Source organism: Thermanaerovibrio acidaminovorans DSM 6589, from assembly GCF_000024905.1.
Taxonomy (GTDB): domain Bacteria; phylum Synergistota; class Synergistia; order Synergistales; family Synergistaceae; genus Thermanaerovibrio; species Thermanaerovibrio acidaminovorans.
This window is the reverse complement of sequence record NC_013522.1, coordinates 1,174,653-1,196,104: the sequence shown is the minus strand read 5'-3', so window position 1 is coordinate 1,196,104 and position 21,452 is coordinate 1,174,653. Positions and strand designations below refer to the sequence as shown.

The 21,452-nt window shown below is 65.5% G+C and carries 19 protein-coding genes; 18 read left to right on the top strand and 1 reads right to left on the bottom strand.

The features are described from left to right. Positions 1 to 29 precede the first annotated feature (29 nt). From grdB to rd, 12 genes are all read left to right on the top strand, one after another. Positions 30 to 1,340 carry a glycine reductase complex selenoprotein B gene (gene grdB, locus TACI_RS05865; protein ID WP_012869883.1) on the top strand — a complete coding sequence of 437 codons (1,311 nt, stop codon included), beginning with the start codon at positions 30 to 32 and terminating at the stop codon, positions 1,338 to 1,340. 108 nt (positions 1,341 to 1,448) lie between these two features. Then, complete coding sequence (gene grdC, locus TACI_RS05860; RefSeq protein ID WP_012869882.1) at positions 1,449 to 2,981, top strand: glycine/sarcosine/betaine reductase complex component C subunit beta; 1,533 nt, start codon at positions 1,449 to 1,451, stop codon at positions 2,979 to 2,981. Positions 2,982 to 2,996: 15 nt separating this feature from the next. Continuing rightward, the gene (gene grdD, locus TACI_RS05855; RefSeq protein ID WP_012869881.1) at positions 2,997 to 4,139 is read left to right on the top strand and encodes a glycine/sarcosine/betaine reductase complex component C subunit alpha; all 1,143 of its coding nucleotides are present in this window, start codon (positions 2,997 to 2,999) and stop codon (positions 4,137 to 4,139) included. A gap of 362 nt (positions 4,140 to 4,501) precedes the next feature. Then, the gene (locus TACI_RS05850; RefSeq protein ID WP_012869880.1) at positions 4,502 to 5,872 is read left to right on the top strand and encodes an alanine/glycine:cation symporter family protein; all 1,371 of its coding nucleotides are present in this window, start codon (positions 4,502 to 4,504) and stop codon (positions 5,870 to 5,872) included. Between the two features lie 56 nt (positions 5,873 to 5,928). Continuing rightward, the gene (gene alr / locus TACI_RS05845) at positions 5,929 to 7,071 is read left to right on the top strand and encodes an alanine racemase (RefSeq protein ID WP_012869879.1); all 1,143 of its coding nucleotides are present in this window, start codon (positions 5,929 to 5,931) and stop codon (positions 7,069 to 7,071) included. A gap of 83 nt (positions 7,072 to 7,154) precedes the next feature. Continuing rightward, positions 7,155 to 8,267 carry an alanine dehydrogenase gene (gene ald, locus TACI_RS05840; protein ID WP_012869878.1) on the top strand — a complete coding sequence of 371 codons (1,113 nt, stop codon included), beginning with the start codon at positions 7,155 to 7,157 and terminating at the stop codon, positions 8,265 to 8,267. Between the two features lie 126 nt (positions 8,268 to 8,393). Next, complete coding sequence (locus TACI_RS05835; RefSeq protein WP_012869877.1) at positions 8,394 to 10,340, top strand: transketolase; 1,947 nt, start codon at positions 8,394 to 8,396, stop codon at positions 10,338 to 10,340. Next, entirely contained in the window at positions 10,333 to 11,178 is an 846-nt protein-coding gene (locus tag TACI_RS05830) for a tRNA (adenine-N1)-methyltransferase (RefSeq protein ID WP_012869876.1), read from the top strand. Before TACI_RS05835 ends, TACI_RS05830 begins: the two co-directional genes overlap by 8 nt. Beyond that, positions 11,144 to 11,707, top strand: a complete 564-nt coding sequence (locus tag TACI_RS05825) for an epoxyqueuosine reductase QueH (RefSeq protein WP_012869875.1) — start codon at positions 11,144 to 11,146, stop codon at positions 11,705 to 11,707. Before TACI_RS05830 ends, TACI_RS05825 begins: the two co-directional genes overlap by 35 nt. A gap of 2 nt (positions 11,708 to 11,709) precedes the next feature. Then, entirely contained in the window at positions 11,710 to 12,690 is a 981-nt protein-coding gene (locus TACI_RS05820; protein WP_012869874.1) for an AIR synthase related protein, read from the top strand. 4 nt (positions 12,691 to 12,694) lie between these two features. After that, complete coding sequence (locus TACI_RS05815; RefSeq protein WP_012869873.1) at positions 12,695 to 13,804, top strand: M24 family metallopeptidase; 1,110 nt, start codon at positions 12,695 to 12,697, stop codon at positions 13,802 to 13,804. Between the two features lie 71 nt (positions 13,805 to 13,875). Beyond that, a complete protein-coding gene (rd, locus tag TACI_RS05810) occupies positions 13,876 to 14,037 on the top strand; it encodes a rubredoxin (protein ID WP_012869872.1) in 162 nt (53 codons plus the stop codon). Positions 14,038 to 14,091: 54 nt separating this feature from the next. On the opposite strand, the gene TACI_RS05805 is transcribed toward rd, so the two are convergent. Next, complete coding sequence (locus tag TACI_RS05805) at positions 14,092 to 14,526, bottom strand: hypothetical protein (RefSeq protein ID WP_012869871.1); 435 nt, start codon at positions 14,524 to 14,526, stop codon at positions 14,092 to 14,094. Positions 14,527 to 14,610: 84 nt separating this feature from the next. Here TACI_RS05805 and miaB point away from each other — a divergent pair, with 84 nt between their 5' ends. From miaB to lysS, 6 genes are all read left to right on the top strand, one after another. Further along, positions 14,611 to 15,912 carry a tRNA (N6-isopentenyl adenosine(37)-C2)-methylthiotransferase MiaB gene (gene miaB / locus TACI_RS05800; RefSeq protein WP_012869870.1) on the top strand — a complete coding sequence of 434 codons (1,302 nt, stop codon included), beginning with the start codon at positions 14,611 to 14,613 and terminating at the stop codon, positions 15,910 to 15,912. 29 nt (positions 15,913 to 15,941) lie between these two features. Continuing rightward, positions 15,942 to 16,643 (top strand): helix-hairpin-helix domain-containing protein, encoded by a 702-nt coding sequence (locus TACI_RS09425; protein ID WP_278007117.1) that lies wholly within the window; start codon positions 15,942 to 15,944, stop codon positions 16,641 to 16,643. A gap of 4 nt (positions 16,644 to 16,647) precedes the next feature. After that, positions 16,648 to 18,087, top strand: coding sequence for a ComEC/Rec2 family competence protein (locus TACI_RS09420; protein WP_012869868.1), 1,440 nt, complete (start codon positions 16,648 to 16,650; stop codon positions 18,085 to 18,087). Positions 18,088 to 18,105: 18 nt separating this feature from the next. Further along, positions 18,106 to 18,867: a type III pantothenate kinase gene (locus TACI_RS05785; protein ID WP_012869867.1), complete on the top strand. Its 762-nt coding sequence runs from the start codon at positions 18,106 to 18,108 to the stop codon at positions 18,865 to 18,867. Next, a complete protein-coding gene (locus tag TACI_RS05780; protein WP_012869866.1) occupies positions 18,864 to 19,820 on the top strand; it encodes a tRNA dihydrouridine synthase in 957 nt (318 codons plus the stop codon). The genes TACI_RS05785 and TACI_RS05780 overlap by 4 nt, the downstream gene beginning before the upstream one ends. A 102-nt stretch (positions 19,821 to 19,922) precedes the next feature. Then, positions 19,923 to 21,440, top strand: coding sequence for a lysine--tRNA ligase (gene lysS / locus TACI_RS05775; RefSeq protein ID WP_012869865.1), 1,518 nt, complete (start codon positions 19,923 to 19,925; stop codon positions 21,438 to 21,440). The last annotated feature ends 12 nt before the right edge of the window (positions 21,441 to 21,452 follow it).

Below are 21,452 nucleotides of genomic sequence, written 5' to 3'. Positions count from 1 at the left end.
CCCAAGACGCTCCCGAAAGGAGGGATAGCATGGCCTACAGGATAGTTCATTACCTTAACCAGTTCTTCGGCGGCCTGGGGGGAGAGGACAAGGCGGACATAACGCCGGTCAAGAAGGACGGACCGGTGGGGCCCGGTGCGGCCCTCAAGGCCGCCCTGGGCTCCGAGGCGGAGGTGGTGGGCACCGTCATATGTGGCGACGGTTACTTTGCGGAGCACATGGACGAGGCCACCGACCAGATCCTTGAGATGATAAAGTCCTTCTCCCCCGACGGGGTGGTCCTGGGTCCCGCGTTCAACGCGGGCCGATACGGGACCGCCTGCGGCGCCGTTGGGGAGGCGGTGGCAAAGCGCCTTGGGATCCCCGTGGTGGGGGGCATGTACCCGGAGAACCCGGGGGTGGAGATGTACCGGAAGAGCTTCCCCATCGTGAGGACCTCGGACAACGCCCGGGGCATAAAGGACGCGGTGCCTGCCATGGCCCGGATAGTGCTCAAGCTCCTCAAGGGGGAGCCACTTGGCTCCCCGGAGGAGGAGGGCTACATCGAGCGGGGCATCCGGGTGAACCTCTTCCGGGATGAGGTGGGGGCTGAGCGGGCGGTGGAGATGCTGGTCCGGAAGCTCAAGGGGGAGCAGTACACCACCGAGTACCCCATGCCGGTTTTCGATCGGGTGCCCCCCGCGGCGGCCATCAAGGACCTGAAGAACGCCACCATAGCCTTGGTGACCTCCGGAGGCATAGTACCCAAGGGGAACCCGGACCACATAGAGGCCTCCAGCGCCACCAAGTACGGGGAGTACTCCATCGAGGGGGTCTCGAGCGTCACCGCCGAGGGCTACGCCACCGCCCACGGGGGGTACGACCCCACCTACGCCAACTCGGACCCCAACCGGGTCCTGCCGGTGGATGTGCTACGCCAGATGGAGTCCCAGGGGGTCTTCAAGAGGCTCTACCCCTACTTCTACACCACCGTGGGCAACGGGACCCCGGTGGCCAACGCCAAGCGCTTCGGCCAGGAGATCGCCTCCAAGCTCAAGAAGGACGGGGTTGACGCGGTGATCCTCACCTCCACCTGAGGTACCTGCACTCGTTGCGGCGCAACGATGGTGAAGGAGATAGAGCGGGCTGGCATTCCGGTGGTGCACGTGTGCACCATAGTACCCATCTCCCTGACCGTGGGGGCCAACAGGATCGTCCCGGCGGTGGCCATACCGCACCCGCTAGGGGATCCCACCAAGACCCACGAGGAGGAGGTGGCCATCAGGAGGCGCCTGGTGGAGGCGGCCTTGAGGGCCCTTCAGACCGAGGTTAGCGACCAGACGGTGTTCGCCAACAACTAGGCGCACCATCCCGGCGGCCCCTGGGGTCCCTCACCAGGACCGATGGGGCCGCCATTTTGGACCCTCTGGGTTGAAAGATAAAAATCCCTCAAAGGAGGGGGCTTGAAGATGGCTAACTGCGCGATACTTGGGACGGCCTACTGTCTTAACCATGTCCCTAACCTGGCTTACCACTACGGAAACACCCCTTGGGTCGAGAGGGAGGGCTCCGGCGAGACCGACTTCCTCCGGGACCTAAAGGGGGCCATGAGGGACCATGCCTTCGCCTGTTCCTACGCCCCCAACCAGGCCTACGTGGGGGCCATGGACCTGTGCGGGCTGGAGGGGCACCCTAAGCCCTGGTACGACAACCCGGTCCGGGAGGCCAATCGTTTCGGCCGGTACGGGGAGATAATGCCCGAGGACGAGTTCATCGGCCTCATGGACATCTGTGACGTGTTCGACCTGATCCTCCTGGAGGCAGGCTTCGCCGCGGAGGTGAGGGGGAAGCTGTCCTCCCACCCGCTGATGAAGGACCACCTGCTCAACCGCCTGGAGACGGGGCATCCGTTGGAGGAGATCCAGGGGGAGCTGACCAAGGGGGCCCTGCCCCTGTACCTGGGGGACCGGCTTGTGGGTTGTTGCCGCAAGGGGCACGAGATAGACGAGTGCCTCTCCGCCTACGTGCTGTTGGAGAACATAGCCTGCAAGGCGGGGGGCGTGCTGGCCCTTCTGCACCTGCTCAACAACACGGGGCTTTCCCCCGAGGAGGTTGACTTCGTGGTGGAGTGCTCCGAGGAGGCCTGCGGGGACATGAACCAGCGGGGCGGGGGCAACTTCGCCAAGGCGGTGGCGGAGATATGCGGCTGCGTCAACGCCAGCGGATGCGACGTCCGGGGTTTCTGCGCCGGCCCGGTTAACGCCATGATCGTGGGGGGCTCCATGGTGGCCGCCTCCGCCCGGAGGAACGTGGTGGTCTTGGCGGGGGGTGCGGTACCCAAGCTCTACATGAACAGCCGGGACCATCTCAAGAAGGGGGTTCCCCCCCTGGAGGACTGTCTGGGGAACTTCGCCATCCTGCTGGGCCCCGAGGACGGCCGCAATCCGGTGATGAGGCTGGACGCGCTGGGCAAGCATTCGGTTGGCGCCGGCGCCTCTCCCCAGGCGGTGACCACCGCCTTGGTTTACGAGCCCCTGGCCAAGCTGGGACTTGGGTTCCTGGACGTGGACAAGTACGCGGCGGAGCTTCACATCCCGGAGATAACCCTCCCCGCCGGCGCGGGGGATCCGGCGAACGCCAACTTCAAGATGATAGCCGCCCTGGCGGCCATGAAGGGGCAGATCGAGAAGGCCAAGATGAACGACTTCGTGGTGGAGCGGGGCATACCCGGCTTCGCCCACACCCAGGGACACATCCCCTCCGGGGTCCCCTTCGTGGGTCCTGCCAGGGACTGGATCCTGGAGGGCAGGATCAAGCGGGCCATGATAATAGGCAAGGGGAGCCTCTTCCTGGCCAGGATGACCAACCTGTCCGATGGGGCCTCCTTCGTGATCGAGCCCCCGTCCCCGGTGTCCCATGGGGTATCCGTCACCAAGGAAGAGGTGAAGGCCTTCATCCTGGAGGCGCTGGAGGAGGCCCTGGCCTCCCTTCGGAAGTCCTAAGGCGGGTGATGGGGAATGAACAGGCAGATAGTGGCGGAGGCCCTGGAGGAGATAATCTCCGCGGCCAAGGGGGGATCTAGGCCGGTCACGGTGGGGCTCATGGCCCGGGGCAGCGAGCTTGGCCAGGGGGAGCTGATCCGGGGGGCCATGAGGGCCATGTCCCAGGATCCGTCGCTCCGGGTGGTGATGATAGGCCCCAAGCCCGCCGAGCCGGTGGACCTCCAGTGGATCGAGACCGACGACTGCGAGGAGGCGGTCTCGTCCGCCCTTGAGGGGGCCCTGGAGGAAGGAACGATCGGGGGGGCGGTGGCGCTCCACTATCCGTTTCCCCTGGGGGTGACCACTGTAGGCATGGTGATGACCCCCGGCAGGGGGCGTCCCATGCTGATATCCACCACCACCGGAACCGCATCCCACAATCGGGTGGAGGCCATGACGCTGAACTGCATCCTGGGGAGGGCGGTGGCCCGTTGCCTTGGAATCGCTGACCCCACGGTGGGGATCCTCAACGTGGAGGGGGCCCCGTCGGCGCTGAGGGCCATCAACAGGCTTAAGGATGGGGGGTACCCGCTCCGGTTCGGGAGTAGCCTTAGGGCCGACGGGGGCTCCCTGCTCCGGGGGAACGACGTGCTGGCCGGGGCGGTGGACGTGTGCGTCTGCGACAGCCTCACCGGAAACGTGCTCACCAAGATACTGTCCGCCTTCACCACCGGTGGGGGCTACGAGGCCCTTGGCTGGGGGTACGGGCCGTCGGTGGGAATAGGCTGGGGCAAGGTGATCTCCATAATCTCCCGTGCATCGGGGGAGTCGGTGATAGCCGGGGCCCTGGGCTTCACCGCCCGGATGGTGAAGAACCGCCTGCCATCGGTGGTGGAGGAGGAGCTCTCCTTTGCCAGGACCGCTGGCCTGGACGGGGTGCTCGCCTCCCTGGGGGCCGGCAAGGGTGACGGGGCGGAGGTGACGCCCCCTCCCAAGGAACCCACCGAGGAGGAGATATCCGGGGTGGACGTCCTGGAGGTGGACGCCGCCGCCCGGGTCCTCTGGCGGGAGGGCATATACGCCGAGTCCGCCATGGGATGCACCGGCCCGGTCATAAAGGTGCCCGCCCGGCACCACCACAGGGCCACGGAGATCCTAAGGGGGGCCGGGTACCTGTAGCAAGTCCCCGGGGGCCCGGCTGGACACCGGACGAGCCGCGACGGAGGACGGCCTTCAAAGGCCGATCCCCGTCGCGGCCTTTTTTTTGAGCAGATCTAGCCCCTTAGTCTATCCAGCTGCTGAAAAATCTAAACTTAAAGTCCGCTCAGCGGGGTTTCCTAGAATGATTCTTCACATGTCCCGTGTTTTGTAAACCGGTCTTGACTTTTGGACATACGTGTCGCAAAAATAACAGAGTAGAGAATGTTGGGATTGAAGATCGGAACTGGGGGAGGGGTTGCGGGGCGAAGAGTGAGCCATAGTTCCTTGCGCGTTGGTTAAGAGAACGGAGACGGTTCCAACCACGAGGGGAGGGTGATCTTATGGAAGCCATAATGAAGCTCAACGGCATCGTGAACGGGATAGTTTGGGGTCCCTGGATGTTGGTTTTCTTCGTGGGCACCGGGGTTTACCTGACGGTGATACTGGGTTTCCCCCAGCTACGCTACTTCGGTTTCATGTTTAAGGAGGTCCTTGGCAAGATAGGCAAGAATGCCGAGGGGGAGGGCTCCATATCCTCCTTCGCCGCGTTGGCCACCGCCCTGGCCTCCACGGTGGGCACCGGCAACATCGCCGGGGTGGCCACCGCCCTTCACCTGGGGGGACCCGGGGCGCTGGTCTGGATGCTCATCTCCGCCGTATTCGGCATGACCACCAAGTTCTGTGAGGTCCTCTTGGCGGTCCGCTTCCGGGAGAAGGACGAGCTGGGGAACTGGCGGGGGGGCACCATGTACATCATCGAGAAGGCCCTGGGGATGAAGTGGCTGGCGGTGCTCTTCGCGATCTTCACCTTCTTCGCCTCCTTCGGGATCGGCAACATGGTCCAGGCCAACTCCACCGCCGAGGGGCTGTCGCTGGGCTTCGGCATCCCCCACATCTACACCGCGGTGGCCTTGGCGGTGCTCACCGCCCTGGTCATATGGGGCGGCCTGGGTAGCATAGCCAAGGTGACCACCTACCTTACCCCCATAATGGCCCTCATATACATAGTGGGCGGCCTGATGGTCATCGCCACCAACATCTCCGAGGTGCCCGCCGCCCTAGCCAACGCCATCAAGTACGCCTTCTCGGATCCCATGGCCATGCCCGGCGCCATCGCTGGATGGTCCATAAAGATTGCCATGACCAAGGGGGTGGCCCGTGGGGTCTTCTCCAACGAGGCCGGCTTGGGTTCCGCCCCGATGGTGCACGCCACTGCAGTGGTGGACCACCCGGTCCGGCAGGGAGTCTACGGCCTCTTCGAGGTATTCACCGACACCATAGTCATCTGCTCCATAACCGCCATCGCCATCTTGTCCAGTGGGGTCCTCACTGGAGAGCCGGAGCTTACCGGCGCCAGGCTGACCCTCTCGGCGTTTCAGACCGTGCTGGGCAACTTCGGGGTTATGATCCTCTCCACCGGGCTCTCCCTCTTCGCCTTCTCCACGATACTTGGGTGGTACTGGTACGGGGAGACCGCGGGGGTCTACCTCTTCGGCCCCAAGGTGACCGTTCCCTTCAAGGTCCTCTGGATCCTGTGCGTGGTGCTCGGTGCTTGGGGAGGGGCCGAGATCCTGGTCAACCTTTGGGACCTGGCGGACACGCTCAACGGTCTCATGGCTATCCCCAACATAATAGCCCTCCTGTTCCTGTCCGGTGAGATCCGCCGGCTGGTCAGGGAGTTTGACGAAAAGAGGAGAGCTGGTACCCTTTAGGCTTCAGGTCTGGCGGGGGGGCCTACGCCCCCCCGGTCCGGAAGGGGGTATTCGATATGCTCAGACCTACCCGGATGGAGGTCAGCCTCCGGGCGGTGAGGCACAACCTGGATCAGATACGCTCCTACGTTGGTGGCAGGGCCCAGGTCATGGGGGTGGTGAAGGCCAACGCCTACGGCCTGGGTGCCCGGCGGGTGGTGGAGGCCCTGAGGGCCCAGGGGGTTGTGCGGTTTGCGGTGGCGACCCCGGACGAGGCGGTGCAGCTTCGGGAGTGGGGAGTGGGTGAGCCTGTGCTGGTGCTGGGGCAGTGCCTGCCCTCCGCCGCGGGGGAGATGGTGGCCATGGACGTGACCTGCGCGGTTGGGAGCCTAGAGCTGGCCCGGGCGCTGAGCGCCGAGGCGGAGCGCCAGGGGCGGCAGGTCAAGGTGCACATCAAGGTGGACACCGGCATGGGGAGGATAGGTTTCCTCCCCGGGGAGCTGGAGGCCGCCATGGATCAGATCCTGTCAATGCGGCATCTGGACGTGGAGGGGATCTTCACCCACTTCGCCACCGCCGACGAGGCCCGGCTGGACCACGCGGAGGAACAGCTTAGACGCTTCGGGGACGCCCTGGACCGGATGCGTTGCCGGGGGGTCAGGTTCAGGCTGAGGCACGCCTGCAACAGCGCCGCCACCATAAGGATGCCCCACGGGCACCTGGACGCGGTGAGGCCCGGCATCATCCTCTACGGGATGCGCCCCTCCCCCCTGTGCCCCATGCCGTTGAACTTGGAGGTCCCCTTCGAGGTTAATACCGCGGTGGCGGCGGTCAGGGAGCTCCCCCCCATGTGGGGGATCAGCTACGGGATGAGGTACGTAACCCGGGGGAACGAGAGGATAGCGGTGCTCCCAATAGGCTACCGGGATGGCTACGCCAGGGCCCTGTCCGGCAAGGCTCAGGTGCTCATCCGTGGCAGGCGCTTCCCGGTGGTGGGCACCATATGCATGGACCAGTGCATGGTGGACGTGACCGACTGCCCGTCGGTCCAGGTGGGGGATCCGGTGGTCCTCCTGGGCCGCCAGGGGGACCAGGCCATAACCCCCGAGGAGTTCGCCTCCTGGCTCAACACCATCGTCTACGAGGTGCCGGGCATGTTCTCCGAGAGGGTCCCCAGGGTCTACGTGGATCGGGAGGGGGAGGGGCCTGGGGAGGGATGATCCCCCTTTTTGGGTAAGGATAGTGAAGCTGAGAACTAAGGGTTCAACGGGGCAAACCCCGATCAAGAGAGGAGGTAGTTGAGATGAAGATAGGGTGTCCGAAGGAGATCAAGAACCACGAGTATCGGGTAGGGTTGATTCCCGCCTCGGTGAGGACCTACGTGGCGTCGGGGCATGAGGTTTTCGTCCAGAAGGGGGCGGGGCTCGGGTCCGGCATAGCCGATGAGGAGTACGTGGCCGCCGGCGCCAAGATCCTGGATACCGCCGAGGAGGTGTGGGCCAAGGCGGACATGATAGTTAAGGTTAAGGAGCCCCTTCCCCAGGAGTATCCCCTCATGAGGGAGGGCCAGCTACTCTACACCTACTTCCACTTCGCCGCCAGCGAGGAGCTCACCAAGGCCTGCATGGAGCGCAAGATAGTTGCCCTGGCCTACGAGACCGTGGAGGACCAGGATGGCTCCCTGCCGCTTCTCAAGCCCATGAGCGAGGTGGCGGGCCGGATGGCTCCCCTGATGGGAAGCTTCTACCTGGGCAAGGCCCACGGAGGCCGGGGCCTTTTGGTCTCCGGCGTCCCCGGGGTGGCCCCCTGCAACGTGCTGGTTCTCGGGGGTGGCGTGGTGGGCCGCAACGCCGCCAGGATGGCGGCGGGCCTGGGGGCCAAGGTGACCATCCTGGACGTGAAGGCCAAGGTGCTGGAGTACCTGGACGACACAATGCCCAGCAACGTCTTCCCGGTCTACAGCGACCCGGTCACCCTGGAGGAGAACCTTAAGGAGGCGGACATGGTGATAGGGGCGGTGTTGATCCCCGGGGCCAAGGCCCCAAAGCTGGTCCGCAAGGAGCACCTCAAGATCATGAAGCCCGGGGCGGTGATGGTGGACGTGGCCATCGACCAGGGCGGGTGTTTCGAGACCTCCCACGCCACCACCCACAGCGACCCCATCTACGTGGTGGACGGCATAGTGCACTACTGCGTGGCCAACATGCCCGGCGCCTACGCCAGGACCTCTACCTTCGCCCTCAACAACGCCACCATATACTATGGCAAGATGCTGGCCGACAAGGGTTACATCCAGGCCTGCAAGGACAACCCGGGGCTCAAGAAGGGGCTCAACATGGTGATGGGCAAGGTGACCTACAAGCCCGTGGCGGAGGCCTTCGACCTGCCCTACACCCCGGTGGACGAGGTCCTCTAGTCATCCGCCTCTGGTAAACTCCCCAGTCGGGGCTTGAGGAGGGCGGGGATCCGACCCCGCCCTTTCCTTATGGGCTTTATGAGTTAAAATTACCCTTGATCCACAAAGGGAAGGAGATCACACCTTATGAAGGAGCTCAAGCGTTACCTGGAGGACATGGAGGCGGAGGATCTGCGGGCTGTGGACCTGGAGGTCCTGAGGGAGGGTGCCCGGAGGGGCAGGATCGACTCGATAATCATGACGTCCTGTGCTGCCAGCGGGCATCCGGGGGGCTCCATGTCCAGCATGGAGATGTACATGATGGCCTACGGGGCCGCCCGGGGGCTCCACCGCCCGGACGATCTGGACCGGGATAGGGTGGTCATAAGCCACGGGCACACCTCGCCGGGGGCCTACAGCGCCCTGATATTCTGGGGGATCCTGGAGAGGGACCAGGTGGTGCCCAACTTCCGCCGGGCGGGCAGTCCCTACCAGGGGCACGTGGAGAGGGAGGTGCCCGGGATAGACTGGGGAACCGGTAACCTGGGGCAGGGGCTCTCCGCCGGGGTGGGCTTCGCTTTGGCGGCCCGGCTCCGGGGTTCCTCGTCCCATGTATACGTGCTGATGGGGGACGGCGAGCAGGTTAAGGGCCAGGTGGCGGAGGCCCGGCGCATGGCCGCCAAGGAGGGGCTCTCCAACCTGACCGTCCTGGTGGACTACAACCACATCCAGATATGCGGGTCCATAGAGGACATCATGCCCGCCAACATAGAGGCCCTGTGGGCCGCCGACGGCTGGAGGGTCTTGAGGGCCCAGGGGCACGACTTCAGCTCCCTTTATCGGGCCATGAGGGAGGCCAGGTCCTCCAAGGAGCCCACGGTGATCCTCTGCGAGACCGTGATGGGCAAGGGGGTCTCCTTTATGGAGGGCATACCGGACTATCACGGCAAGGCCCTGTCGGGGGACAGACTCTCCCAGGCCCTCTCGGAGCTGGGGTCCTCCATGGATGAGTTCAATCGGATGATGGCCATGAGGAGCGGTCCCTTGCCGGTGGGGCACCATCCGGAGGTGCCGGCCCCCAACCTGGATCTGGGGGAGCCCTTCACCTACGACGCCTCCGCCAAGTCGGACAACCGTTCCGCCTTCGGCAAGACCCTGGCGGACGTGGGGGCCAGGAACTACCGGGTGCCCGGCAGGACCCCCATACTGGCCTTCGACTGCGACCTGATGGGCTCCGTCAAGCTGGACGGCTTCGCCAAGGCCTGTCCCGACGGGTTCGTGCAGGCGGGGATCCAGGAGCACTCCACCGCCACCGCCGCTGGGGCCGCCTCCGTGGCGGGGGTGGTGTCCCTCTGGGCGGACTTCGGGGTCTTCGGCCTGGACGAGGCCTACAACCAGCAGCGCCTGAACGACATAAACGGGTCATCACTCAAACTGGTTCTCACCCACGTGGGCCTCGACGTGGGTGAGGACGGCAAGACCCACCAGTGCGTGGACTATGTGGGGCTCCTGGGCAACACCTTTGGCTGGAAGGTGGTGGTCCCTGCGGACCCCAACCAGACCGATAGGGCGGTCCGATGGGCCCTGTCCCAGCGGGGCAACGTTTGCGTGGCCATGGGGAGGAGCGTGCTGCCGGTCATAACCGCCCAGGACGGGAGCCCCCTCTTCGCCGGAGACTACGCCTTCCGCTACGGGGCCATCGACCTGGTTCGGGATGGTGAGGACGGGGTCATCCTGGCCCTGGGCCCCATGACATGCCGGGCTATCAAGGCCGCCCAGGTCCTGGCCGAGCGGGGGCTGAACGTCAAGGTCCTCTGCTCCGCCTCCCCCCTGGGGATACAGCGGGAGGAGTTGCTGTCCATGATAGGCCGGGGGCCGGTCCTGACCGTGGAGGACCACAACGTCCACACCGGTCTGGGGGCCCGGGTGGCCCAGATTCTGGGGCTATCCGGTTCCTCCGTCAAGCTGAGGACCTTGGGGGTCACCCGCTACGGGGACTCCGGCTCCTCCGATGAGGTCTACGAGAGGATGGGTCTCGGGGTGGACGGGATAGTGAGCTCCTTCCTTGACCTGTTGGGGGCGAACCATGCTTAACTACGGGGATCTGGTGTTCCTATGGTCCCCCCGGAAGGGGGACTCGTTCCTCCTCAAGCTGTCCAAGGGGGCGGTCCAGGGGTCCAGGCTGGGGCAACTACGGCACGATGACTTCGTGGGGCATGATTACGGTGACGTGGTACGGAGCCACAGCGGGGAGGCCTTCGCACTGCTGAGGCCCACGTTGGGGGAGTACACCCGCAGGATAAAGAGGAACACCCAGATAGTGTTCCCCAAGGAGGCGGGGTTCGTGTTGATGCACCTCAACATAGGCCCCGGCTCCCGGGTGGTGGAGTGCGGCACCGGCTCGGGGGGGCTCACCTGCGTCTTCGCCCACTTCGTGGGGGATGAGGGGCACGTCTACACCTACGACCGGCGCCAGGAGTTCTCGGAGCTGGCCATGAGGAACGCGGAGCGGTGGGGGGTGGCGGACCGGATCTCGTTCAAGGTGCGCTCCTTGGACGAGGGGTTCGACGAGAGGGACGTGGACGCGGTATTCCTTGACCTGCCGACTCCCTGGGACTACATCGACAAGGCCCGGGAGGCCCTGGCCCCCGGTAACCGGATAGCCATCCTGGTCCCCACCTTCAACCAGATCGAGAGGACCTTGGACGCCCTCAGGGATAACCACTTCGCGGACCCCCAGGTGCTGGAGATCCTGCTCCGGTACCTCAAGACGGATCCCCGGCGGATCCGTCCCGAGGACATGATGGTGGGGCACACGGGCTACCTCATCTTCGCCAGCAAGTCCCAGGAGGGACTCTACGATGGGGTTGAACAGCGGCGCTCCAGGAGGGGGGAGGATGGGGCAGAGCTTGAGGAGACCCCCGAAGCCTAAGCTGCTTCTGCACATATGTTGCGCCCCGGATGCCACGGTGCCATGGCCCAGGCTGATGGAGGACTTTATGGTCACCGGCTACTTTTACGGGTCCAACGTGCACCCTGGGGACGAGTACCTGTTGAGGGCCCGGGCGGTGGAGGCCCTGGCCCGCCACCTGGATGGGGACGTGCTGTTCGAGCCCTACGACCCGGAGGGGTGGATGGACAGGACCCGGCGTCTTGAGGGGGAGGTGGAGGGCGGGGGCCGTTGCGGCCTCTGCTTCGCCCTCCAGTTGCTCCAGTGTGCCAAAAGGGCTGTGGCGGGGGGCTTCGACCACATGTGCACCACCTTGACCATAAGCCCTCACAAGGACCCGGCCGGGATAAACCGCATAGGGTTCGCGGTGTCCTCCCTCTTCGGGATCCGGTGGGTGGAGAGGGTGTGGCGCAAGGGGGACGGGTTCAAGAAGTCCGTTTCGGAGAGCCGGCGTCTTGGGCTCTACAGGCAGCGGTGGTGCGGCTGCCTATGGTCCATGGGAGGTGTTTGAGGTTGGCCTTGACGTGTTCGCTGGCGGGCAAGCTCCCGCCGGAGCTCCTCTCCCGGTGCGTCTTCCCCTACGGGGGCTGTAGCCGGGAGGACCTGATAATAGGCCCCTGCGTCGGGGAGGACGCGGCGGTTATAAAGTGGCCCGGTGACAGGTACCTGATCTTCACCTCAGATCCCATCGTGGGGGCCGTGAAGGGGGCGGGACGTCTGCTGGTCCGGGTCAACGCCAACGACGTGGCCGCTAAGGGTGGTGAGCCCATGTTCCTGGCGGTGACCATGATCATCCCCCCGTCCATGGGGGTGGAGGCCGCCTCGGCCATCATGGAGGAGATCCACCGGGAGTGCTGCCGCATAGGCGTGGCGGTGGCGGGGGGGCACACGGAGTTCAACGACCGGTACGACAGCCCGGTCCTCATGGGGGCCATGATAGGTTCCGCCCAGCGGGTCCTGTCCGCCTCGGAGGTGAGGCCCGGTCACCTGGTGCTGGTCACCAAGCACCTGGGCATAGAGGGGATGAGCATCCTGGCCCACGACCGGGAGGATCTGCTGGGGTTCCTCTCCGGGGAAGAGCTGGAGGAGGTCCGGTCCTGGGGGGAGCTCACCTCGGTGGTCCCCGAGGCGGCCCTCCTCAGGGATCTGGCGTCCTTCATGCACGACCCCACCGAGGGGGGCTTCCTGGGGGGCCTGGGGGAGGTGGAGAGCCTAACGGGCCTCAAGGTCCGCCTGGAGGGGGACCTACCAATTCACCCCCTGACCCGGCGGGCGGCGTCTCAACTTGGGTTTGACCCCACATGCCTAATCTCCTCCGGTAGCCTCCTGGCCTTCCTGCCCCCTAAGGGGCTGGAGGAGGCGGAGAGGAGGCTCCATCGGGCGGGGATACCCTGGTCGGTGGTGGGGGAGGTGTTGGATGAGCCCTTCAGCGGGGAGGTCAGCGTGAAGGAGGAGCTCTGGGGACTTCTTAAGAGGAACAGGAACGGAGGTTGATCCCGTGGTCTTCGACGTCTATGCCGAGAGGGTTGGGCGGCTCCTGTCCATGATGGACCGGGAGGGGTTGGACGGATTCTTCGTCCTGGTGGTGGAGGGGCTCAACTGGGAGAGCGCCTACTACCTTAGCGGGTATCGGGGTAGTAGCGCTGCCTTTCTGGTCAGCCGCCATGGGGGAGTCCTCATAACCGACGGTCGCTACCTGGCCCAGGCCAGGTCCCAGAGCCCCTTCGAGGTGGAGGACCAGGGGGGCCGGTCGTTAAACGAGGCCCTGCTGGACAGGATAAGGCGGATGGGGCTCCGCCGGGTGGGGTTCGAGGCGGACAGGATCTTCCACTCCACGTTCCTGGAGCTCCACTCCCACCTGGGGGGCTCCCTGGTGGACTGCTCCCGTTTCATGCCCGAGCTTAGGCGCACCAAGGACAGGCGGGAGGCGGACCTGATCGCCGAGGCGGCCAGGATCTGCGCCGATGCGTTCCTGGAGACCTTGAGCCTGGCGAGCCCGGGCATGACCGAGAGGGAGTTCGCCTCCATGCTGGAGCAGAAGATAGTATCCTCCGGCGCCGAGGGGGGCTGGGGGAGCCACTCCTTCATAGTGGCCTCCGGGCCAAGGAGCGCCCTGCCCCACGGGGTCCCCACCGATAGGGTCCTCTGTCAGGGGGAGTGGTTCACCGTGGACTTCGGGGCCCGCTACCAGGGCTACGTATGCGACGTCACCCGGAACGTGGCGGTCGGGTCCCTGGACCCCTGGGCAAGGGACGTCTACCAGGTGCTGGTGGCAGCCCAGGACCAGGCGGTCAGGGCCCTGATGGAGGGGGAGAGGCAGGCCTCTCAGGTGGACCAGGCGGCCCGGCGGGTCATCCAGGAGGCTGGAATGGGGGACCTGTTCTCCCACGGGCTGGGCCACGGGCTGGGGCTCGAGGTCCACGAGGCCCCCCGGGTCTCCAGCCGGAGCCAGGACGTGCTGGCCCCGGGGGATGTGATAACCGTGGAGCCCGGCATATACCTGGAGGGCAAGGGTGGGCTACGGGTGGAGGATGACTATTTGATCTCCTCCCAGGGGGTGGAGTGCCTATCCTCCCCGTTGCCCCGGGAGATGTTCGTCATCCGCTGAGGAGGTCCATTGACCTGCCATTTCTCTGATATAATGGGCTACACACAATCCCTTGCGGGGAGGTATGATACATGAAGAAGTACGTCTGCACCGTCTGCGGCTACGTTTACGACCCGGCCAACGGGGACCCGGACTCCGGAATTGCCCCGGGCACTCCCTTTGAGGAGATCCCCGACGACTGGGTCTGCCCGGTCTGCGGCGTGGGCAAGGACATGTTCGAGGAGTCCGAGTGAACCTATTCTTGTAACTTCGGGGGCGGCGGGTTCAACCCGCCGCCCCCGGCCTTATCACCTGTCCTCCGTCGCCAGCTCCTCCGCCAGTCGGAGGGCGTCCTCCTCGGCCCCGTCCTGGGTCTCCACGGTTATCACCGACTCCCCCGCCTTCAGCACCACCGAGAGCCCCCACATGGGGTGCCGCTCCACCACCGCAAGCCCCTGGGGGATCTCCACCGTCCTGTAGGTGGCGCCGAAGCCCAGGGGGGCGTCGGACCCCTCCCCATCCCTGGGACTCACGCCCCAGGAGGCGAACACCTTGCCCCGCATCACCTGGACCTGGAACCTGGTCCCTCTGGTATCCCGGTACTCCCGGCGGATCCAAAGGTTACCCTGGTCCCTCTTGGACGTGACCGGGATGGTCCTCTCCGCCGTGAGGGTGAAGTCCCCAGCGTACGCCCCGCTGGCCACCAGCAGGGTCCCCAAAGCTATCATCCATGGGATCCTCAACGGGATGCAACCCCCTTTCTTACGAAAGCCCCGGATATGATAGACTCTTATCCGTGGTGTAGCAACCTTGACGGGGAGGTAGACATGGGTACTTTCAATATAAACGTCTTCGGCTGCCAGATGAACGTGTACGACGCGGACAAGCTCCGGGCCGCCCTTCTTGGCATGGGCTGGACCCAAGGGGAGCCTGGCGGGTCGGACGTGGAGGTGTACGTCACCTGCAGCATAAGGGACAAGGCGGAGCAGAAGGTGTTGAGCGAGATAGGCCGCCACAGCCGGTCCAAGGAGCGGCCGCTGGTGGCCCTGGTGGGGTGCATGGCCCAGAGGACCGGGAGGGAGCTGGCCCGACGCTTCCCCTGGGTCAAGGTGGTGGCGGGGCCTAGGCACCTTGGAAAGGTTCCGGAGGCGCTCGAGAGGTCCATGGCGGACGGGGAGGTTCGGCTGCTCCTGGACGAGGATCCCCGGGAGGTGGACGACCTCTGCTGCACCCCCCACGTGGAGGAGGGGGCCGTGAGGGGCTACGTCACCATAGCCCACGGGTGTGATCACTTCTGCGCCTACTGCATCGTCCCCTACGTGAGGGGGCGCTTTAGGTCCCGGGACCCGGAGGGGATAGTGGAGGAGGTCCGCCAGCTGGTTGCCAGGGGCGTCCGGGAGATCACCCTCCTGGGGCAGAACGTGAACCGGTACGGGAAGGACCTGCCGGGGGGACCCCAGTTCCCCGGGCTTCTGGAGATGGTGGCCCGGGTGGAGGGCATATCCCGGGTTAGGTTCGCCACCAACCACCCGGTGGACTTCTCCAGGGAGCTGGTGGATGTGATGGTCCGCTGCGAGAAGGTGTGCCCCTCCATAAACCTGCCGGTCCAGTCCGGCAGCGACCGGGTGCTCAAGCTGATGGGCCGGGGCTACACCCGGGACGAGTACCTGTCCATGGTGGCCCTGCTGAGGGATAACCTGCCCGAGGTGGGGATAACCTCGGACCTGATCGTGGGCTTCCCAGGGGAGACCCCGGAGGACTTCGAGAAGTCCCTGTCTCTTCTGGAGGAGGTCCGGTTCGACCTGGTGCACACCGCCGCCTACTCGGTCAGGCCGGGCACCAGGGCGGAGCGGATGGAGGGGCACCTGGACGTGTCCACCAAGGCTGAGCGCCTCAACCGGGTTAACCAGCTCCAGGCCCGCATATCCCTGGAGATAAACCTGTCCAAGGTGGGCCGGGTCTACCCGGTGCTGGTGGAGGGTCCGGCGCCCAAGGGGGAAGGGATGTGGCAGGGGAGGACCCCCCAGGACAAGGTGGTCCTCTTCAAGGGGCCGTCCAAGGTGGGGGAGGAGGTGCCGGTGAGGATAACCTCCGCCCTGGCCTGGTATCTTCAGGGAGAGCTGATATAGGCTGAGAGGGGAGGGGAGCGGGCTTGAAGGTGGATCGCAGGTCCCTTTGGATCGCAGTGGGGGCCCTGGGGTGCTTCGCCCTGGCGTTTCTCCTCATGTGGGCCTTCTCCGGCCGGTTCGACACCGGTGAGGGGCGTAACGTGGCGGGGGACATGACCAGGATCACCGATCCGCCCCGGGCGTCCCGGGGGGCCCAGGAGGGAAAGCCTGATGTGGCCCAGGAGGACCAGTGGGTGGTGTACGTCACCGGGGCGGTGATCCGTCCGGGGGTGGTGAAGGTGCCCCCGGGGAGCCGGGTCTACGTGGCGGTGGAGGCCGCCGGAGGTCCCGCCGTCCGGGCGGACCTGGAGGCCATAAACATGGCGAGCCCCTTGAGCGATGGGGACCACGTTCGGGTCCCCTTCAAGGGTGAGCCCGCCGGGGCCGCCCCACCGCCCACCGCCTCAAGCCGGATGAGCTCCCATTCGGCGCCCCCGCCCCCCCAAGGGGGGGTGAGATCCCCTTCAAGTCCAGTCCCCTCCCCGGCCCCGGCCGGAAAGGTCAACGTTAACCGGGCGGGGCTCGAGGAGCTAAAGTCCCTGCCGGGGGTGGGGGACAAGACCGCTCAGGCGATAATCGACTACAGGACCGCCAACGGCCCCTTCCGGGACGTGAAGGACCTCATGAAGGTTAAGGGCATCGGCCCCAAGAAGCTGGAGAAGATGGCTCCCCTGGTGGAGGTGTCACCCTAAGGCCGTGGGCCCCCTGGCGGAGGCTCCCGCCCTGCTTCCAGCCCTATCGGTGGTCCTGGGGGCCAGCGCCGCCAGGACCCAGGTCCCCCTCTGGCCCTGCCTGGCGGCGGTGCTGGCCCTCTGGGGGGGCGCATGTCTCATACACCTCCTGGTGGCCCAAGGGGGGCCTCGGGGATTGTCATGGGTGGCCCCTTGGGTCCTGGCGTTCTCCCTTCTGGGGCTGCTCCGGGGGTACTGGGCGGTGGAGCGGCGGATAGAGCCATCGGAGGTCCGATGTCAAGGGATCGTGGTCCACGAGAGGACCTGGGGCAGGGGCCAGGCGGGGCTGGTCTCCACCCCCCTGGGGCGGCTGGTGGTGATCAGCCGGGTCCCCATCTCCGAGGGGGATCGGGTGGAGCTCTCGGGCCGGGTGGTCCCCCTGGAGCCACCGGAGGGGGACGGGTTCGATCAGGAGGTCTACTGGAGATCCCAGGGGGCCGTGGGGGCCTTCGAGGGGGGTATCTCGGTCCTCCAGGGGGAATCCGGGGTTCTCTCCAGGCTCTTGAAGATGCGGCTCCACCTGGAGCGGCGGGTGTTGCTTGAGCTGCCGCCCCTTTGCAGGGGGTACGTTGCCGCCGCCCTCTTCGGGCTCAGGGACCAGGAACTGACAGAGGCCCACCGCCGGTGGGGCACCTCCCACGTGCTGGCCGTGTCGGGTTTTCACGTGGGTCTGGTACTCCTCGGTTTCAGCCTGATCCCCCTCTTCCGGGGTCCCAGGTCCATCTGGCTCTCCATCCCACTGTGGGGCTACGTGGCGCTGGCGGGGTTCTCCGCCAGCGCGGTGAGGGCCGCCGCCATGGCCCAGGTGGGGCTTCTTGGGGTGGCCCTGGGCAGGGGCGTCAGGGGGATGGGGCTCCTGGCCTCCGGGGCCTACGGGGTATTGATGGTGAACCCTTGGCTAGGCTTTAATATTGGTTTCATGTTATCCGTGTCGAGCGTTGCGGTGCTGCTGGGCTACGGGGCCCGCCTCGGTGGGGCCGGGTACCCCCTGATCTCCGCCGCGGTCTGGTTCGCCACCTATCCCCTGGTGTCCCGGTGGTTCGGCTTCGCCCCCCTGGTGGGGCTACTGAGCAACCTGCTGGCCATGCCGTTCTTCACCGTATACCTGGGGCTCCTGATCCCCGCCTCGGCCCTGGCGCTGGCGCTTGGGGTGGACTGGCCGGTGTTGCCCCTGGAGTGGGTGGCGGAGGCCTATGGGGGCTTCATGGACCTGCTATGGAGGGCCTTCCCCCGGGTGATCCCCTACCATCCGGCCTTGGAGATGGTGTCCCTATGGGTGTTGGCCCTGGGGATCCTCCTGGGGCTTGGGTTCCGGGGGCGACGGCTCTGGGTGGCGGTGGGCCTGGTGGTGATCTCGTCCCTGGCGTTCCTATGGATGGGGGGGTATCCCCTGAATGGGGTTTAGAGGAGGAGGGTGATCTGGTTGATTCTGGTGGTGGACGTGGGCAACACCAACACGGTGATCGGGGTCTACGTGGGGGACCAGCTCCGGGGTAGCTGGAGGGTCATGTCCGAGCGGAGGACCTCCGACGAGCTGGGGCTCACCTTGACGGGTCTCATGGGGGCCGGTGGGCTGGGGGGGCACCTGGAGGGGGCCATAATATCCAGCGTGGTCCCCAGCCTGGACGGCCCCTGGCGGGAGGCCATCCGGAGGTATATGGGGGTGGAGCCCCTGGAGGTGAGCTGTCAGCTGGACCTGGGGATCCAGGTGGCCTACGGCAATCCGGCGGAGGTGGGGGCCGACAGGCTGGTGAACGCGGTGGCTGGTGTTGCCCTCTACGGGAGCCCCATCGCCATAGTGGACCTGGGGACCGCCATAACCCTGGACGTGGTGGACCGACAGGGGAGGTACCTGGGGGGGGCAATAGCCCCTGGGCTGGTGTTGAGCATGGAGACCCTGTTCTCAAGGACCGCCAAGCTGCCCCAGGTGAGCCTGGACGCCCCTGGCAGCGTCATAGGCAAGTCCACCATGGAGTCCATAAGGTCCGGTATAATATACGGTTACGCGGGCATGATCGACTCCCTGGTGGACCGGGTCTTCGTGGAGCTGAGGGAGGAGTTCCCGGTGCTGGCCACCGGCGGGCACGCCTCCGTCCTGGCGGAGCACTCCAGGCACCGGGTCACGGTGGACCCGTGGCTCACCCTCAAGGGGCTCAAGATCATATACGAGAGGAACCGTCAATGATGGTGGGCTCTCTCGGGGCCATAGGGGGGGTGCAGGTGGATGGGCCCCTGTGGTTGGCCCCCATGGCGGGGATAACCACCCCCTCGGTGAGGCTCTTTCAGCGTCGGATAGGTGTCTCCCTGGTGCACACCGAGATGGTGAGCGCCCTCGGGTTGAAGTACCGGGGGGAGAAGAGCCGCCGGATCCTGATCCCTCTGCCTGGGGAGGAGCCGGTGATCCCCCAGCTCTTCGGCCCCAGCGGGGAGGACCTGCTGGAGGGGGCCCGGATAGCCCTGGGGGAGTATCCGTTCAGGGCGGTGGAGGTAAACATGGCCTGTCCCATGCCCAAGGTGGTCAGCAAGGGAAGCGGGGCTGCCATGCTGAAGGACCCGGATCTGGCCGCCCGAGCGGTGGCGCTCCTCAAGGGACTTGGCGTGTCGGTCTGGGTGAAGGCCCGGGTCCTTCCCGGGGGATTCGAGGAGACGCTCCGGTTCTGCGGGAGGTTATTCGAGGCGGGGCTGGACCTCTTGCTTCTCCACGGGCGCACCTCTCCCCAGCGCTACGAGGGGAGGGCGGACGTGGAGCAGGTCATCCGGCTGTCCAGGGCCTTCCCGGGCAGGGTGGTGGGCTCCGGGGACGTCTTCTCCCCCGACGACGCGCTTAGGTACCTGGAGGGGGGGTGTGTGGCGGTGCTTCTCGCCCGGGGCTTCGTGAGGGACCCCCTCCTTGCGCTCCGTTGCGCCCGGAGGCTAGGTCTAAGGCCCCCGGGGGACGCGGACCTCAAGGGTGCCCTCCTGGAGCTGGGGGACATGTTGGCCAGCCACGAGGGGGAGAGGACCTGCCTCATCCTGGTGAAGCGGATGGTCGCCGGGGCCCTGAAGGGGCACCCCCACGACGCGGAGAGGAGAAACCGGGTCATGTCCTTGAAGAGCTGGGGTGATCTCAGGGAGTTCATCCTGGCTTGGCCCCTTTAGATCCCCGGTTCGCCGGTGGATAGGTGGTAAAATCGGTCTAAAAACCCCCTGCGGGGGGTGTATTTTAATTGGTGAACCCCAATATGGAAGGAGAATGTTTCGATGAGCGACGCCAGCGACCGAGGTCAGGTTCAGGGTTGCATGCCTGAGGAGGAGATATTCCGTCAGCGGAAGGAGAAGCTCTTCCGCCTTCGGGAGGAGGGGTACGACCCCTTCAGCATAGATAAGTTCGACCGTCAGCACTCGGTGGGCTACGTGCGGGAGAGGTACGATCATCTGGCCCCGGACCAGGAGGGGGAGGAGCTCCTGTCCGTGGCGGGGCGGATCATGACCTTGAGGCGTCACGGCAAGGCCTCCTTCGCCACCCTCGAGGAGGACAGCGGCAGGATCCAGCTCTACTTCCAGCTGGACCAGCTGGGGGAGGAGTCCTACGGGTTCTTCAAGAAGTGGGTGGACACCGGGGACATCCTTGGGGTCAATGGAAGGGCCTTCAGGACCCAGCGGGGGGAGCTGTCCATAAAGGTGACGGAGTTCAAGCTGCTCACCAAGGCCCTGAGGCCCCTGCCGGAGAAGTGGCATGGCCTCAAGGACCAGGAGGTGCGTTACCGGCAGCGGTACCTGGACCTGATGGTCAACCCGGAGGTGCGGGAGACCTTCAGGAAGAGGACCAGGATAATCCAGACGGTCCGTCGGGTCATGGAGTCCCACGGCACCCTGGAGGTCACCACCCCGATCCTTTCAACCCTGGCGGGGGGGGCCAACGCCAGGCCCTTCGTGACCTTCCATAACGCCCTGGGCATCCCCATGTACCTCCGGATAGCCACCGAGCTGTACCTGAAGCGGCTGGTGGTGGGAATGTTCGACCGGGTCTACGAGATAGGTCCCAACTTCAGGAACGAGGGGATAGACCTGAAGCACAACCCGGAGTTCACCGCCATGGAGGTCTACTGGGCCTACGCCAACAACGAGGACATGATGAACCTGTGCGAGGAGATCCTGGTGGCCTGCGCCGACGCGGTGGGGTCCAGGACCTTCACCTACCAGGGTAGGGAGATATGCTTCGAGCCCCCCTTCAGGCGGGCCACCATGATGGACCTTGTGAGGGAGCACACCGGCATAGACTTCGAGATCATAAGTGACGAGGAGGCCCGCCGGATCGCCCTGGAGCGGAAGGTGGTGGAGGAGCTCAAGGGGTACGAGACCCGGTATCACCTGCTGCCGGAGTTCTTCGACGCCTACGTGGAGGACAAGCTTATCCAGCCCACCTTCGTGATAGGGCATCCCACAGTCATCTCCCCCCTGGCCAAGAGGAACCCGGACAACCCGGACATAACCGACCGGTTTGAGCTGTTCGTCAACGGGTCCGAGCTGGCCAACGCCTTCAGCGAGCTCAACGACCCCCTGGACCAGCGGGAGCGGTTCCTGGAGCAGGTGAGGCAGAAGGAGGCGGGGGACGATGAGGCCCACGTGTTCGACGAGGACTTCATAAACGCCCTGGAGTACGGCCTGCCCCCAACGGGAGGCATGGGGATAGGGATAGACCGGCTGGTGATGCTCCTCACCGACTCCAAGTCCATAAGGGACGTGATCCTGTTCCCCACCATGAAGCCCAAGGCCTGAGGAGGTGGATTA